The sequence below is a fragment of the Humidesulfovibrio mexicanus genome (genome assembly GCF_900188225.1).
GTDB lineage: Bacteria > Desulfobacterota > Desulfovibrionia > Desulfovibrionales > Desulfovibrionaceae > Humidesulfovibrio > Humidesulfovibrio mexicanus.
In genome coordinates this window covers 154,982-168,928 of the sequence record NZ_FZOC01000006.1, presented here as the reverse complement: position 1 = coordinate 168,928, position 13,947 = coordinate 154,982, and the positions used below count along the sequence as shown (strand labels likewise).

General features: G+C 69.1%; 11 protein-coding genes. 10 read left to right on the top strand and 1 reads right to left on the bottom strand.

What is annotated here, in order from left to right; genetic code table 11:
- Positions 1–80: 80 nt before the first annotated feature.
- Positions 81–1,151 carry a 23S rRNA (adenine(2503)-C(2))-methyltransferase RlmN gene (gene rlmN / locus CHB73_RS13025; protein ID WP_089275031.1) on the bottom strand — a complete coding sequence of 357 codons (1,071 nt, stop codon included), beginning with the start codon at positions 1,149–1,151 and terminating at the stop codon, positions 81–83.
- Positions 1,152–1,482: 331 nt separating this feature from the next.
- On the opposite strand from rlmN, the gene CHB73_RS13020 reads away from it, so the two are divergent.
- From CHB73_RS13020 to CHB73_RS12975, 10 genes are all read left to right on the top strand, one after another.
- Positions 1,483–2,055, top strand: coding sequence for a flavin reductase family protein (locus CHB73_RS13020; RefSeq protein ID WP_089275030.1), 573 nt, complete (start codon positions 1,483–1,485; stop codon positions 2,053–2,055).
- Between the two features lie 187 nt (positions 2,056–2,242).
- On the top strand, positions 2,243–2,974 hold the full coding sequence (locus tag CHB73_RS13015; protein WP_089275029.1) for a YggS family pyridoxal phosphate-dependent enzyme: 732 nt from the start codon (positions 2,243–2,245) through the stop codon (positions 2,972–2,974).
- 123 nt (positions 2,975–3,097) lie between these two features.
- Positions 3,098–3,664, top strand: coding sequence for a DUF4390 domain-containing protein (locus tag CHB73_RS13010; protein ID WP_089275028.1), 567 nt, complete (start codon positions 3,098–3,100; stop codon positions 3,662–3,664).
- A 7-nt stretch (positions 3,665–3,671) separates the two neighbouring features.
- The gene (locus tag CHB73_RS13005) at positions 3,672–5,891 is read left to right on the top strand and encodes a sensor histidine kinase (protein WP_235641601.1); all 2,220 of its coding nucleotides are present in this window, start codon (positions 3,672–3,674) and stop codon (positions 5,889–5,891) included.
- Between the two features lie 158 nt (positions 5,892–6,049).
- Positions 6,050–7,930 (top strand): 6-hydroxymethylpterin diphosphokinase MptE-like protein, encoded by a 1,881-nt coding sequence (locus CHB73_RS13000; protein WP_179217040.1) that lies wholly within the window; start codon positions 6,050–6,052, stop codon positions 7,928–7,930.
- A gap of 176 nt (positions 7,931–8,106) precedes the next feature.
- A complete protein-coding gene (locus tag CHB73_RS12995) occupies positions 8,107–9,054 on the top strand; it encodes an NAD-dependent epimerase/dehydratase family protein (protein ID WP_089275026.1) in 948 nt (315 codons plus the stop codon).
- Positions 9,051–10,094 carry a glycosyltransferase gene (locus CHB73_RS12990; protein WP_179217039.1) on the top strand — a complete coding sequence of 348 codons (1,044 nt, stop codon included), beginning with the start codon at positions 9,051–9,053 and terminating at the stop codon, positions 10,092–10,094. The genes CHB73_RS12995 and CHB73_RS12990 overlap by 4 nt, the downstream gene beginning before the upstream one ends.
- Entirely contained in the window at positions 10,091–11,155 is a 1,065-nt protein-coding gene (locus tag CHB73_RS12985) for a methyltransferase domain-containing protein (protein ID WP_143337390.1), read from the top strand. Before CHB73_RS12990 ends, CHB73_RS12985 begins: the two co-directional genes overlap by 4 nt.
- Positions 11,152–12,042, top strand: coding sequence for a class I SAM-dependent methyltransferase (locus CHB73_RS12980; protein WP_089275025.1), 891 nt, complete (start codon positions 11,152–11,154; stop codon positions 12,040–12,042). The genes CHB73_RS12985 and CHB73_RS12980 overlap by 4 nt, the downstream gene beginning before the upstream one ends.
- A gap of 31 nt (positions 12,043–12,073) precedes the next feature.
- A complete protein-coding gene (locus CHB73_RS12975) occupies positions 12,074–13,939 on the top strand; it encodes a B12-binding domain-containing radical SAM protein (RefSeq protein ID WP_179217038.1) in 1,866 nt (621 codons plus the stop codon).
- Positions 13,940–13,947: the final 8 nt, after the last annotated feature.

Here is a 13,947-nt window from a genome sequence, read left to right as displayed (position 1 = left end):
AAGGGCTGGCTACTATAAAATTGGGCCAGCCCTGGCAAGAACAAAAAGCGGCCTGCCGTCAGGCCGGGTCAAGGGGTTGATTATCCGGTCAAAAGTTTCAGCTGGCCGCAGGCCGCGGCAATGTCCTGGCCCATGCTGCGCCGCAGAAACGTGGTGATGCGCTTGCTCCGGAGGTAGTTCTCGAAGGCCAGCACGCCTTCGGGGTCCGGGGCGGAGTAGGGCGCGGGGCCGGTCTGCGGCGGGGGGGGATTGTAGCTGATGAGGTTGACCTTGCAGCGGCGCTGGCCCAGAAGCCGCACCAACTGCTTGGCATGGGCGATGGAGTCGTTCACCCCGCCGAGCAGGATGTATTCGTAGGTCACGCGCTCGCGCTGCTTGAGCGGGTAGTTGTCCAGACAGGCGAGAAGCTCTTCCAGCGGCACGCGGGCGGCCTTTGGCATGAGCTTTTCGCGCAGCTCCTGGGTGGGCGCGTGCAGGCTGATGGCGGGCACGGCAAGGCCTGAGTCTCCCAAAATTTTGAGTCCTTGCGGAATGCCGACGCTGGAGACCGTGCTGCGCCTGGGCGAGATGGAAATGCCCTCCGGGCTGCCCAGGGTCTCCAGGCTGCGCAGCAGTTCCGTGAGGTTCATGAGCGGTTCGCCCATGCCCATGAAGACGAGGTTTTTCAAGGGCGGCAGGGCGTTTTCCGCAATGTGCGCGCGCGCCGCGAGAATCTGCCCCAGAATTTCGCCCATGGTCATGTTGCGGGTGAAGCCCAACTCTCCGGTGGAGCAGAAGGTGCAGCCCATGGCGCAGCCCACCTGGGTGGACAGGCACAGGGTGTAGTGTCCGGCCATGGGAATGAGCACGGTCTCCACGCGCTCGCCGTCGGCCAGGCGCAAGAGCAGCTTGATGGTGCCGTCGCGGCTGACGCGGACTACGTCGATTGACGGGCGCACGATGGCGGCGCGCTCCGCGAGCTTCGCCTTGAGCGCGGCGGAGAGATTGGTCATGGCCGAGAAGTCCGCCGCGTTCTTGTGCCACAGCCAGTGCCACAGCTGGTCCGCGCGGAAGCGGGGCTGCTTGAGCTCGTCCAGCACAAAGGCTTCCAGCTCGGAGCGGGTGAGGTTCAGGAGGTCCGCCTTGGGCGGGGTGGGCGCTGCGTTGGTCATCGCTCAAGCATGTACCAGCGCGCGGGCGGATGCACAAGGGGCGCCATTGGCCGCCGCAGCGCCACGGAGTCATGGCTTGGCCTATGCCGGGCTCCCTGTTCCAACGGTTCACGCCTTCCGGCCTCGCTGTCGGCGTCGGCCAGCGTGCGTCTGCGCCCTTTGTTCTTCCCATGAAAAGTTTTTGAAGGGGCGAGGGGGGGCGGGGGAGTGGGGAAACTTTTTTCAAAAAGTTTCCCCACTCCCCCGATACTATACTCCCTGCCGTCTTGCGGAACCATGTCGGCCTGGGCCATTGTGCCCCCAACGAATCTTCAGCCAAGGAGCGCGACACATGAAGAAGTCACTTGGAGCCAAGACCCTGGCCTATCCCACGCCGGTGTGGGTGGTGGGATCATACGACGCGGCGGGCAAGGCGAACGCGATGACGGCGGCATGGGCGGGCATCTGCTGTTCCGCGCCGCCGTGCCTGGCGGTGTCCATCCGCAAGGAGCGGCACAGCTACGCGGCCATCATGGCGCGCCGGGCGTTCACGGTGAGCATTGCGGGCCAGAGCCAGGTGGCGCAGGCGGACTACATGGGCATGGTCTCGGGCGCGGTGGCGGACAAGTTTGCGGTGGCCGGGCTGACGCCGGTCAGAAGCGAGCTTGTGGATGCGCCGTACGTGGCCGAGTTCCCTGTGGCCATAGAGTGCCGCCTTGTGCAGACGCTTGATTTGGGCGGGCACACGCAGTTCGTGGGCGAGATTGTGGACGTGAAGGCGGAGGAGTCGGTGCTCGGGGCCGACGGGCATGTGGATTTGTCCCTTCTGCAGCCCCTTATCTACGCGCCGGGCGCGAGCCTGTATTATGGCGTCGGTCCTGTGGTGGCCAAGGGCTTCAACGTGGGGCGCGCGTACATGGACTAGTCCCCGGGCGCAGCTTCTTGCGCGATTGCCCCCCATTCCCCCTATAAACGTTTTTGAAGGGGTGAGGGGGTGCGGGGGAGCGGGGAAACTTTTTGAAAAAAGTTTCCCCGCTCCCCCGCGTCGTCTCTCCGCCTTTTCCCTTTCCCGCCGCGTTGCCTCGGCCCTTCTTTTGTCCTATGCAGCCCGCATGAACGATACATCCACAGTCGGGCGTCGTGAGGAGCTTTGCCGCAACCTGGAATCCGTGCGCGCGCGCATGGCGGCGGCCTGCACGCAGGCCGGCAGGGCGCCGGATTCGGTGCGCCTGGTGGCGATTTCGAAGTTCCATCCCGCTTCGGACATCCGCGCGCTTGTGGCTTGCGGCCAGCGCGAGTTCGGCGAGTCGTACGCGCAGGAGGCCCTGGCCAAGCAGGACGAGCTGGTGGGCGAGGACATCCTGTGGCACTTCGTGGGCGGCTTGCAGAGCAAGAAGGCCAAGTCCGTGGTGGGCCGTTTCGGACTTGTCCACAGTGTGGACTCCGAGAAGCTGGCCCGCGAGCTGGCCAAGCGCGCCAGGGAGGCGCGGGTGCTGCAACCCGTGCTCATCGAGGTGAACATGGGCGAGGAGCAGAAGGCCGGGGTGGAGGAGGCGGAGCTTCCGGCGCTGGCCCGGCTTGTGCTGTCGCTTGGAGAGGGCGGCTTTGGGCTGGATTTGCGCGGGCTCATGTGTCTGCCGCCGGTGTTCGACTCGCCGGAGGAGGCGGGGCCTGCGTTCGAGTATTTGCGGGAGCTGCGAGACGGACTGGCGGCCGAGCTTGGCGTGCCGTTGCCGGAGTTGTCCATGGGCATGACGGGCGATTTCGAGGCGGCCATCGCCGAGGGCGCGACGATCGTCCGGGTGGGCACGGCGATTTTTGGCCCAAGGCCGCAACGGGGTTGAGGTTTGCCGTTTCCCGCTGTTCTTGATGCGCAGCTGCGCGAGTGCTATCGTGCGTATCGTGCACGCTTTGCGTCCCGCGCAGGCACGGGCCGCGCGCGCAGGTCACCTCAACCCGGACAGAGCATGTCGCAACGCCGCCGTCCGTTTTTGGCCGCAGTGCTGGCCCTGGTTCTGGCCCTTTGGGGGCAGGCGGCCCTTGCGCAGTCGCTGGTGCTTTCCAACCTGGTGGTGGACAACCAGTCCGGGGCGCTTACCGCGCGCTTCGGCGTGGCGCTGGATTCCCTGGCCGAGGTGTCGGACGCGTTGCAGGCCGGGGCCACCCTGGCGCTTTCCAGCAGGGGCAAGCTCACGCGGGAGGGCGGGCTGTTTTCCAGCCCCACGGTGGCCAAGGCGGAGATGTCCTGCCGCCTGAAGTACGACCAGTTGACCCGCGAATACGTCATGGCCATTCCCGGCCGCGAGGCGCCGCTCAAGAACCCCCGGCTGGACGAACTGCTGCGCACGGGCTGGGGCTCCCTGGCCCTTGAACTGGGGGCGTGGAGCCTGCTGGAGCGCGGGCAGGAATATTCCTTGGATCTGGACATCCGCCTGCACCAGACGGACATACCGAACTGGTTCCGGCGCACGCTGTTCTTCTGGTCCTGGGACGTGGCGCCCCAGACGTCCTACCGGCTGCACTTCAAGTACTAGGACGCCCGTGGAACCAACGCCAGAGCACAGGGCCGCCGCCGCGCCGCCCCTCCCCCCCGAGCTTCGGGAACGCCAGCGCCGCAAGCGCGAGATCGGCATCGCCCTGGCGGGAATGCTCGTCATCGTGGTGCTCACCTGGGTGGAGCTCAGGCTCCTGGGGGTCAATTCCTACCTGTTCCTTGGCCTGGTGAACCTGAACATCATCCTGCTGCTGTTGGTGCTGTTCGTGGTGGGCCGAAACGGCGTGAAGCTGCTTCTGGAGCGCCGCCGCAACGTGCTGGGCTCGCGGTTGCGCACGCGCCTGGTGCTGGCTTTCATCCTGCTCTCCCTGGTGCCGGTGGCGCTCATGTTCTATGTCTCGGCCAAGTTTGTGCAAACCAGCGTGGACTACTGGTTCAAGAGCCAGGTCGAGGACTCCATGGAGCAGTCCCTGGAGATCGGCCGGGCGTTCTACCAGTCGGCCCAGGCGCGCGTGGAGCAGCGCGGGCGTGAGGTGCTAGCGCAGGTGGCCGCGGCGCACTACGGCTGGGGCGGCCGGAACATGGACACCCATCTGGCCGAGTCGCTCCGGGAGTATGGCCTTGCGGTGGTGGGGGTCATCAGTCCGGAGGGGCGCGCCCAGAACACGCACCCGCCCCAGGTGTTCGACCGGGTGTGGAGCGAGGCGCGAACCAAGGTGAACCTGGAGGATTTGCGCAAGAACCCGCGGTATGTCTCGGTGATGCTCTCCACCTCGGGCAACGACCTCATTGTGGGGCTGCTGCCCGTGGACGAGGGGCGCGCGGGCTTCCTGGTGCTGGGCGAGAGCATCGGCGGCGGGCTCATGTACAAGCTGGACCAGGTGGCCCGCGGTCTGGACGAGTACAAGAAGCTGCGCAAGCTCAAGTATCCGTGGAAAATGACGCTGTATCTGACCCTGGGGGTCATGAGCCTGTTGATCGTGCTGGGGGCCAGCTGGTTCGGCTTCCGCCTGGCCAAGGAGATCAGCGCGCCGGTGCAGGCCATGGCCGCAGGCACCGAGCGCATCGCCAAGGGCGATCTTTCCGTGCGGCTGGACGACACGGCGGATGACGAACTGGGATCGCTGGTGCGGAGCTTCAACCGCATGGCCGAGGACCTGGAGGCCGGGCAGAAGCGCCTGCTGGACGCGCAGGAGCGCATGGCCCAGCAGTACGAGGAGTTGGAGCGGCGCGGCAGGTACATCGAGGCCGTGCTGGACAACATCACCAGCGGCGTCGTCTCCACCGACGCCAGCGGGCGCATCGGCACGGTGAACAAGGCGGCCGAGGCCATGCTGGGCGTGAACGCCGAGCAGCTGGTGGGGCGCAAGGCCCAACACCTGGTGCGCGGCGAGTTCGCGGAACTGCTCACCGGGGCGCTCAAGCACCTGGCCAAGGTGCCGGAGGCCAGATGGACCCGGCAGATCGACCTGCAGCTCAAGGATCGCGGGGCGCGCTTCTTGGTGAATCTCGTGGGGCTCACCGGCGGCGACGCCCAGGCCGAGGGCACCGGGCTTGTTGCCGTGTTCGAGGACATCACCGAGCTTGAGAAGGTGCAGCGTCTGGCCGCCTGGCAGGAGGTGGCCCAGCGCATCGCCCACGAGATCAAGAACCCGCTCACGCCCATCAAGCTTTCGGCCCAGCGGCTCATGCGCAAGTTCTCGGCCGTGGCCAACGACAAGAGTTTCGACGACTGCGCCGCGCTCATCGTGCGCGAGGCCGAGCGCCTGCAGCAGATGGTGGCGGAGTTTTCCGGCTACGCCAAGTTGCCGGAGGTGCAGCTCGTGCCCGGCGATCTGCCGCCGCTGCTCGCCGAGGTGGTGGGCACCTTCGCCACGGCCCACCGGGGCATCCGCTGGGAGCTGGACGCCGCCCCCGGCCTGCCGCCCCTGCCCTTCGACGCCGAGGGCCTGCGCAAGGTGTTCATCAACCTGCTCACCAACGCCGCCGAGGCCCTGGAGGGCCGCCAGGACGGGCGCGTGCTGGTGCGCGCCGCCCACGACCCGGCGCGCGGGCTTGCGCGCATCAGCGTGGAGGACAACGGCCCCGGCTTCACCCAGGAGGAGCGTGCGCGCATGTTCGAGCCCTACTTCTCGCGCAAGAAGACCGGCACCGGCCTGGGTCTTACCATCGTGCGCTCCATCGTCACCGACCACAAGGGCCAGGTGCGCGTGGAGGCCGCCCGGCCCAGCGGGTCCATCTTCATGGTGGAGCTGCCCCTGGCCTAGTGGTTTTGCCAAGCCCCGGAGCGCGTGCGTTCCGGCCAGTCGGGCGGTGTCCCGCGGGCATCTAGACAAACATTAGAAAATAGGGTTTCCTGCGGCCAGCCCCAGGCGTGGCCGCATCGTCAGGGATGCGCCAAGACGCTGCGGGGCGGGGGAGGGCGATGGCGGTTTCCTTGGCCAGGGTGCTGGCTCAGTTCCGGGCGCTGGCGGAGTCGGGCGTGCTGTTCAGCGCGCGCGGCGAGCCGCGGCCCGAGGATCTTGTCTCCCCGCCGTCCGCCGCAGTCCATGCGCCGGAGGCCCCTGCCCACATCTTTTCCCCCCACGCGCCCCTGTGGGCCTTTGAGAATCCCTGGCTTGCGCGGCCCGTTGCCGGGGGGCCTCCCGTGTTCCAGGTGCTGCCGCCGCAGAGCTCCCTGGACCAGGTGCTGGCGGCCACGCGGCTTGTGGCCGTTGTGGGGGCGCTGCCCAGTCCGGAGTTCCTGCGCCTCTTGGCCGAGCCCGGCGCGCTGGTCCTGGTGTTCGAGCACGACCCCGCCCGCCTGGGCCGTCTGCTGGCCGCTGTGGAGCCCGCGCGCCTGGCGGGCAAGGCCTTCCTGTTCCTGGGCCGCCCGCACGAATTTTCGCCGCCCCTGGCGGAGCTTCTGGGCCGCGAGGTGTTTCGCCTGGGCTTCCCGGCCTTTCTGGTCCCCGCCAAGGCCACGGAGGAAGATCGCGCCCTGGCCGCGGAGGCGGCCCAGTACGTGGAGACCCTGTTCTACCGCCATCAGGTGTATCCCCTGGGCAGTCAGTCCCTGAGCCGGGGCCTGCCGTTGCGGCCCATCGTCCAGGACCTGTTTTACGACCAGCTGGTCCACCTGTACGAGAATTTGCCCGCCTACGCCCTGTGTCCGGACATAGACGCCCTGCGCGGCCTGTTCCGGGGCGAGACGGCCATTTTGGCCGCCGCCGGCGCCGCCCTGGCCGAGCAGTTGGACTTCCTGCGCGCCCACCAGGACAACGCGGTGATCATCTGCGTCAACTCCGCCCTGCGGACCCTGGTGGAGGCCGGAATCCGGCCGCACTTCTGCGTGGTCAACGACACCTCGCTCCAGGTGGCGCGCAGCTTCGAGGGCCTGCCCCGGCTTCGGCCGGTGATGCTGGTGGCCCACGCCCTGTCCTGCCTGGGGGGCGAGGTGTTTCCGCAGAAGTTTCTCTTCGGCGCGGTGCGGCCGGATGTGTTCGGCCCGCGCCCGGCCCTGCGGCTGCACGGCTCGGTGCTCACCACGGCCTTTTCCCTGGCGCGGCACCTGGGCTGCGGCCGGGCCGTGCTGGCGGGCGCGCTGCTGTCCTCCGGCGATCCCTGGTCCTTGCGCTACGTCACCGGCGACGCGGGCCGCACGTACACCCCCCAGTCCCGCGAGCGCATCGACCGCTTCCCGCAGCTTTGTCCGGTGGTGAACCGTTTCGGCCGGGAACGCTTCACCAGCCTGAACTTCCTGGACGTGAAACACTGGCTGGGCGACGAGATGCGGCTCTCCGGCATGGAAGTGGTCAACACCAGCCGCGACAGCATCATCGACACCCCGCCCGTGGTGTTCGACGAGGCCCCGGCCATTGCGCCCACGGGGCGGCTGGCCGCCTCCCTGCGCACGGCGCACGCCGCGCGCCGCCGCGCGCCCGCCCTGGACGGGGCCCTGGCCGTGGCCCGCGCCGAGGCGGCCCGGCACAAGGGCAGCCTGGCGCTGCTGGACGCCCTGGACGCCTTGGACGCCAGAAGCGCCCGAGACGGGCAGGCAGGCGGCGGGGCCGCGTTCCTGGAACAGGGGCGCAAGGTGCTGGCCATCTTCGACGCCAACAACGTCACCTACCTCCTGCAACGCTTCGAGGATTTCGATCACCCGCGTTTCCATTCCCTGGTCACCTCCCCGGACCCGGAGCGGTTGGCGGAGGGCCTGCGCTACCAGTTTGGCTTCGCCCGGCGGATGCTGGCGCAGTTGCTGGAGCTGCTCGCCGGGCAGGAGGCGCGGCTCGCCGAGCTGCTTCGAGGCGCGCAGGGGGAATAGCCGTCCTTGGCGCGGTTCTTGAATGTCGTGCAGGCGCGCGCCGCCGCAGCGGGCGATGGCGCGGCGTTTGTTCCTCCCCCCTCATCCCGCAAGCCCTGGCAGGATTTTGACATGCGCCACTTCGCACGCCCACGCATTTCCCTCCGCACACGCCCGGCCCGGCCGGAGGCGCGTCCGTGATCGTCCTGGTCACCGGCGGAGCCGGATTCATCGGCAGGCATCTGGTGGCCCGGCTGCTGGCCCGGCCGGAGGTGACGCAGGTGCGCGTGCTGGACAACCTGTTCCGCCCCTGCCCGGCCCCAGGCGACATGCTGGACGACCCGCTGGTTTGCGACCGCCGCGTACGCTTCGTCAAGGGCGACATCCGAGATGCCCAGGCCTGCCGCCAGGCCGTGGCCGGGGCCGAGCTGGTGTTCCACCTGGCCGCCCAGTCCAACGTGCTGGGCTCGGTGACGGACCTGGGCTACTCCTTCGGGGCCAACGTTGCGGGCACGGTGAACCTGCTCACGGCCGCGCGCGATGCGGCCTGCGTGCGCTGTTTCGTGTTCGCCTCCTCGCGGGAGGTGTACGGCGAGCCCGCGGAGCTGCCCGTGCGCGAGCACGCGCCCCTGGCGCCCAAGAATGCCTACGGCGCCAGCAAGGTTGCGGCCGAGGCCTACTGCGGGGCCTTTGCGGCCCAGGGCCTGAACGTCCGAGTGGTGCGCATGGCCAACGTCTACGGCCCCGGCGACCGGGACCGGGTGATCCCGCTGTTCTGCCAGCGGGCCCTGGCCGGGGAGCCGCTCTTTCTCTACGGCGGCGGCCAGCTCATCGACTTCGTGCCCGTGGGGCTCACCTGCGAGGCCCTGCTGCGCCTGGCCGAGCGCGCAGGCGAGCTGCCTGCCGGCCCGGTGAACATCGGCTCCGGCCGGGGCGCAAGCCTGCCGGAGCTGGCCGAACGCGTGGCCGCCTGTCTGCCGGAACGCCGCGTGGAGACGCGCGTGCTGCCCGCGCGCGGGCCGGAGGTGCTGCGCTTCGTGGCCCATACCGGCCGCATGGCCGAGTGGCTCGGCATTTCGCCGCCGGAGGACCCGCTCGTCCTGCTGCCCGAGACCCTGGACTTCTTTCGCGAGGCGCGCCCGTGATCGCCGCCAGCGTCATCGTGCCCACCCTGAACCGTGCGGACCTGCTGGCCGGGTGTTTGCAATCCCTGGCCGCGCAGGATGTCCCGGCAGGGGATTTCGAGGTGCTCGTGGTGGACAACGGCTCCACCGACGGCACCGCCGCCCTGTGCGCCGAGGCCCCGGAGCGTTTCGGCTTGAACCGGCTGGCCGGGCTGCGCTGCGTGGTCGAGCCGGAGCCCGGGCTGCTCTCCGGCCGACACCGGGGCGCGCTGGAGGCCAAAGGCGGGGTGCTGGTGTTCGTGGACGACGACATCGTGGCCGCGCCGGGCTGGCTTTCGGCCTTGCTGCGGGCCTTTGACGACCCGCGCGTGCACCTGGCGGGTGGTCCCAGCGTGGGGCGCTTCGCCGTCGCCCCGCCGGAGTGGTTCGCGCACTTTCAGCGCCGCGATCCCTGGGGCGAGAGCTGCCCGGCCCTAAGCCTCATCCACATGGGGCACGAGCCCCGGATGGTCGAGCCGCACTTCGTGTGGGGGCTCAATTACGCCATCCGCAGGCAGACCCTGTTCGACCTGGGCGGCTTCCACCCGGACTGCATCCCCGCGCGCCTGCAGCACTTCCAGGGCGACGGCGAGACCGGGCTCTCCTTCAAGCTGGCCCGGGGCGGGCATTTGTGCGCCTATGCGCCCGGAGCGCTGGTGGAGCACTGCATCCCGGCCTCGCGCCTGACCCTGGACGCCTTTTGGCGGCGCTTCTTCTACCAGGGCGTGTGCGATTCCTACACCGCCATACGCAGGCTGGGCGCGGTGCCGCCCAAGCCGGAGGCCGAGGCCCTGGCCCAAAGCAGCCTGGCCGCGCACCACGGCCCCGGCCGCACGGAGCCGGAGCTGTCGCGCATCCACCAGGGCTACGCCCAAGGCTACCTGTTCCATAACGCGGCGGTGGCCGCAAGCCCGGCCCTGCTGGGCTGGGTGCTGCGGCGGGACTACTTCGACTACCGGCCGCCGACCCTTGAGCCCGGCGCGGCGGAGCGGATCGCCGCCCTGCGGGAGGCCGCGCAATGACCCGGGGCAACGACACCTCGCTGCTGCGCTGCCCGCGCTGCCTGGGCGCGCTGGAGGAGAGCGCCGGAAACGCCCTGCGCTGCGCCGCCTGCGCTGCGGACTATCCCAGCCTTGGGCGCTACCACGACCTCTTTGTGGAGTCCCGGCCCGCGCCGCCCTATCCGGCGGAGCTGGCGCACCTGCATTTCCCGCGCGAGGGGCTGCTGGCCATGACGCCCCCGCCAGAAACCGCCTGGGACCGGCTCTTCGGCAGGCGGGACTTCAACCGCGGCTGGGAGCGCGACCTGCAGGCCTTGCAGGACACCGTGCGCCAGGCGGGCTGTTGCGAGCGCGGCCGGGCCGAGTTCATGAAGGACGATGAAGCATCGCCCGCTTTCGAGCACCAGCGCCGCGAGGTGCGCGTGAAGGCGCGCAAGATCATGCGCCGCGTGCTGGGCGCGACCCCGGCGGGTTCGCGCGGCGGACTGGTGCTGCACGTGGGCTGCGGCGGCCGCTGCAACGACGGCATCCCCGTGGAGTACGCCCGTGCGGGCTACGTGAACCACGGGGTGGACGCGGTGCGCTCCTACGTGGAGGAATTTCTGGACCAGGGCCACGCCCAGTTGGCCAACGCCTTGGCCCTGCCCTACGCCGACGCCAGCTTCGACGTGGTCAACTACACCGACATCCTCGAACACCTCTTCGACCCCCTGGGCGGCCTGGTGGAGGCCGTGCGCGTGCTCAGGCCCGGCGGGCTCCTCATGCTCGATACGCCCGGCTATGCCAGCATCGACCGCAGCCGCGCCCTGTCCTACCTGGAATACGCCCTGGGCCGCGCCTTCCCGGCCACCCGGAGGCGCAGGCTCGTCACCGCCAGCTGGGACGGCCAGACCTTTTTCCATACCGAATTCACCGCCCGCGAATTGCGCCGCCTGCTGTCCCTGGCCGGGCTCGATATCCTGAGCCTGGACAACGAGACTTTTCACCCGGCCGAGCTGGACGGCCCGCCGCCACGGCCCTCGCTGCTGCGCAGGCTCACCCCGGCGGGCAGCTGGTTCGCCCTGGCCCGGAGGCCGTCATGAACGCGGCCATGAGCGAGGCCATGAGCGAGGACTGGCTGGCCCGGCAGCTGGAGGAATTCGCGGCCAGCCCGGCCCGGCTGCGGCAGTCCGCGCGCGACCACGCCCAGGACCCTGTGGGCAACTTCGCCCTGTTCCAGGCCGTGCGCGCGCAGGTGCAGGCCCTGGGCGTACCCGTGGAGGACCGCCGCCTGGATGCCGCCGAGCTGGTTCGCTGGATGGCGGACTGGCCGGAGCTGACGGAATTCTATCGCCCCTATGGCGGCTTCATGGCGGAGAAGTGCCTGGAGCACTTTATCACCACGCGGGAGGCCGCGCCAAAGCCGGGAGACGTGCTGGTGGACGTGGCCGCCGCGGGCAGCCCCTACGCCGGGGCGCTGGAGCGCCGGGGCGTGGCCGCCTACCGCCTGGACCTGTCCTACCCGCCGGGGGTGAGCGGCAGGCGCATCGGGGCCGACGCCACGGCCACCGGCCTGCCCGAGGCCTTCGCCGATGCGCTGACCCTGCACTGCGCCTATGAGTGCTTCATGGGCGACGCGGACACGGGCCTGCTGGCCGAGGCCGCGCGCATCCTCAAGCCCGGCGGCAGGCTGGTCATCGCCCCCCTGTACCTGGAGGACGGCTTCATCAATATCACCAGCCCGCGCTGCGACCAGTCGCTGGTGGCCATCGACCCCGGCGCGGAGCGCGTGTGGCGCGACGACCCCTGGGAGGAGCCCTTTGCCCGGCACTACTCCGCCGCCGCCTTCGTGGAGCGCGTGTGGTCGCGCCTGCCCGCCTGTCTCTCCGGCCAGGTGCTCTTTTTCCCGGACATCCCCGCCCTCATGCGGACCAATCCGGGTCAGCTCATCTACTGCCTCTTCGCCCTGCGCTGCGTGAAGGCTGGCTAGGCGGGGAGCCATGCGGAAAGGAGGTGCGTCCATGGAGTCCGACCGGAAGATTCGCGCGCTGCTCTTGTCGCCCATCTACGATGACCCCACCGAGCTGCCGCCCATGGGCTTCCTGTACCTGGCCGGGTATCTCCGCCAGCATCCCCGCATAGAGCTGTACGTCCCCCATTGCAGCCTGACGCCCAAAAACTCCCGCGAGCTACTGGCCGAGCGCGAATACGACGTCATCTGCACTGGTGGAATGCTCACCTTCGTGGACACCTTCGTCCGGTTTCTGGACGATGCGCGCGTTCTGCAGCCACAGGCCCTGCGCGTGCTGGGCGGCCCCATCGTCAGCGCTTTTCCCGGCGAGCGCCTGTTCTCCGAGTTGGACTTCCACGTCGGGGTGGTGGGCGAGGGCGAGGCCACCCTGGAGGACCTGCTTTTGGCCCACGCGGACGGCCGCCCCTTCCATCAGGTGCCGGGCCTGCTCTGCCGCGGGCTGGACGGCCGGGCGCTCGTCACCGAGGCGCGCGCGCCCATCAACCTCAAGAAATGCAACATCCTGCCCGACTGGAGCATCTGCGACATCGAGGCCTATTTCCGGCACATCGGCTGCCGGGTGCTGCATTTTCTGGGCAGCAGGGGCTGTCCCAACCGCTGCCACTACTGCAACAGCACCATCCGGGGCTACCGCATCCGCGCCGTGGACCAGGTGGTGGACGAGATACGCGCCACCCACGAGCAGTACCGGCTGGAGGGCTTAAGTTTCCGCGACGAGACCTTCATGGCCAACCCCAAGCGCATCCGCGAATTCTGCCGCGCCTACATGGACTCCGGCATCGGGCTGCCTTGGGGCTGCGGCCTGCGCACCAACATCGCCGACCTGGAGACCTTGCGGCTCATGCGCGAGGCGGGCTGCACCGAGATCCAGTACGGGGTGGAGAGCGGCAGCGCGCGGGTGCTCAAGCGCATGAACAAGCACGTGACCCCGGCGGACAACCTGCGCGCCATCCGCGAGACGCAGGCCGCGGGCATCAACCGGGGCGTGTCCGTCATGTTCGGCTACCTGGAGGAGACCAAGGACGACGTGCGCGCCACCATCGATCTGCTCATGGAGGCCAACGAGCTGCCCAAGTACTACTCCCTCACCACGCCGGTGCCTGGCACTCCGCTTTTTGACGACTGCGCCGCGCGCGGCCTTGTGGACGACCCCGTGGCCCACGCACGGATCATGAACAAGGCCATCTACCTGGCCTTTGCGCCGAAGCTCAACATGACCGGCATAGAGGACGCGGAGCTGTTCCCCTTCCTGCGGGAAGAACTCGCACGGCTGTACACCGCGCACTTTAGGCGCAACCACGCCTGGCTGCTGGAGTTCTCCTTCGGCATGGGCCAGGGCGGCTCGCTCAGGGCCGCCTGCTCGCATTGCGGGAAGGAACTCGCTGAGCGGGTGGGGCACCCCAAGTGGAGCTATCAGCTCTTCTGCCCCAACTGCCGCAACCACACCTGGGTCCATTTGGCCGACGTGCCCGAATACGCCGCGCACTTCGACGCGGTGCGGGGCTTTCTGGACCGTCTGGACGCCCAGGGCGGCGCCCTTGTGCTGCGCGCCACAAAAAACGATTTCGTCTACGGCAACATGATCAAGGTGGACCCCTTCGGCCGCGTCATGGGGCGCAGGCCGCCGGTCATCAGCGAAACGCAGTACCGCTTCCACTTGCGGGAGTGGGACCGCGCCGCGCCGCCCGCACAGTCCGCCTGGGCGCTGGTCATGGACATGGACCCGGACCGGGCCTACGCTGTGGAGCTGGCCGCCCTGGGCTTCGCGCCGGAGCGCATCATGCCCGTGCTGCCCGCGCCTGAACGCGCCATATGCTATACCGCGCCGCGCCCGGCCCAGGCCTGGGCCGGGTAGGGAGAACA

Coding starts and splice junctions, on each gene's coding strand:
- CHB73_RS12985 (WP_143337390.1), top strand. CDS start 10,091: ATGACCCGGGGCAACGACACCTCGCTGCTGCGCTGCCCGCGCTGCCTG.
- rlmN (WP_089275031.1), bottom strand. CDS start 1,151: ATGACCAACGCAGCGCCCACCCCGCCCAAGGCGGACCTCCTGAACCTC.
- CHB73_RS13020 (WP_089275030.1), top strand. CDS start 1,483: ATGAAGAAGTCACTTGGAGCCAAGACCCTGGCCTATCCCACGCCGGTG.
- CHB73_RS13010 (WP_089275028.1), top strand. CDS start 3,098: ATGTCGCAACGCCGCCGTCCGTTTTTGGCCGCAGTGCTGGCCCTGGTT.
- CHB73_RS13015 (WP_089275029.1), top strand. CDS start 2,243: ATGAACGATACATCCACAGTCGGGCGTCGTGAGGAGCTTTGCCGCAAC.
- CHB73_RS12975 (WP_179217038.1), top strand. CDS start 12,074: ATGGAGTCCGACCGGAAGATTCGCGCGCTGCTCTTGTCGCCCATCTAC.
- CHB73_RS12980 (WP_089275025.1), top strand. CDS start 11,152: ATGAACGCGGCCATGAGCGAGGCCATGAGCGAGGACTGGCTGGCCCGG.
- CHB73_RS13000 (WP_179217040.1), top strand. CDS start 6,050: ATGGCGGTTTCCTTGGCCAGGGTGCTGGCTCAGTTCCGGGCGCTGGCG.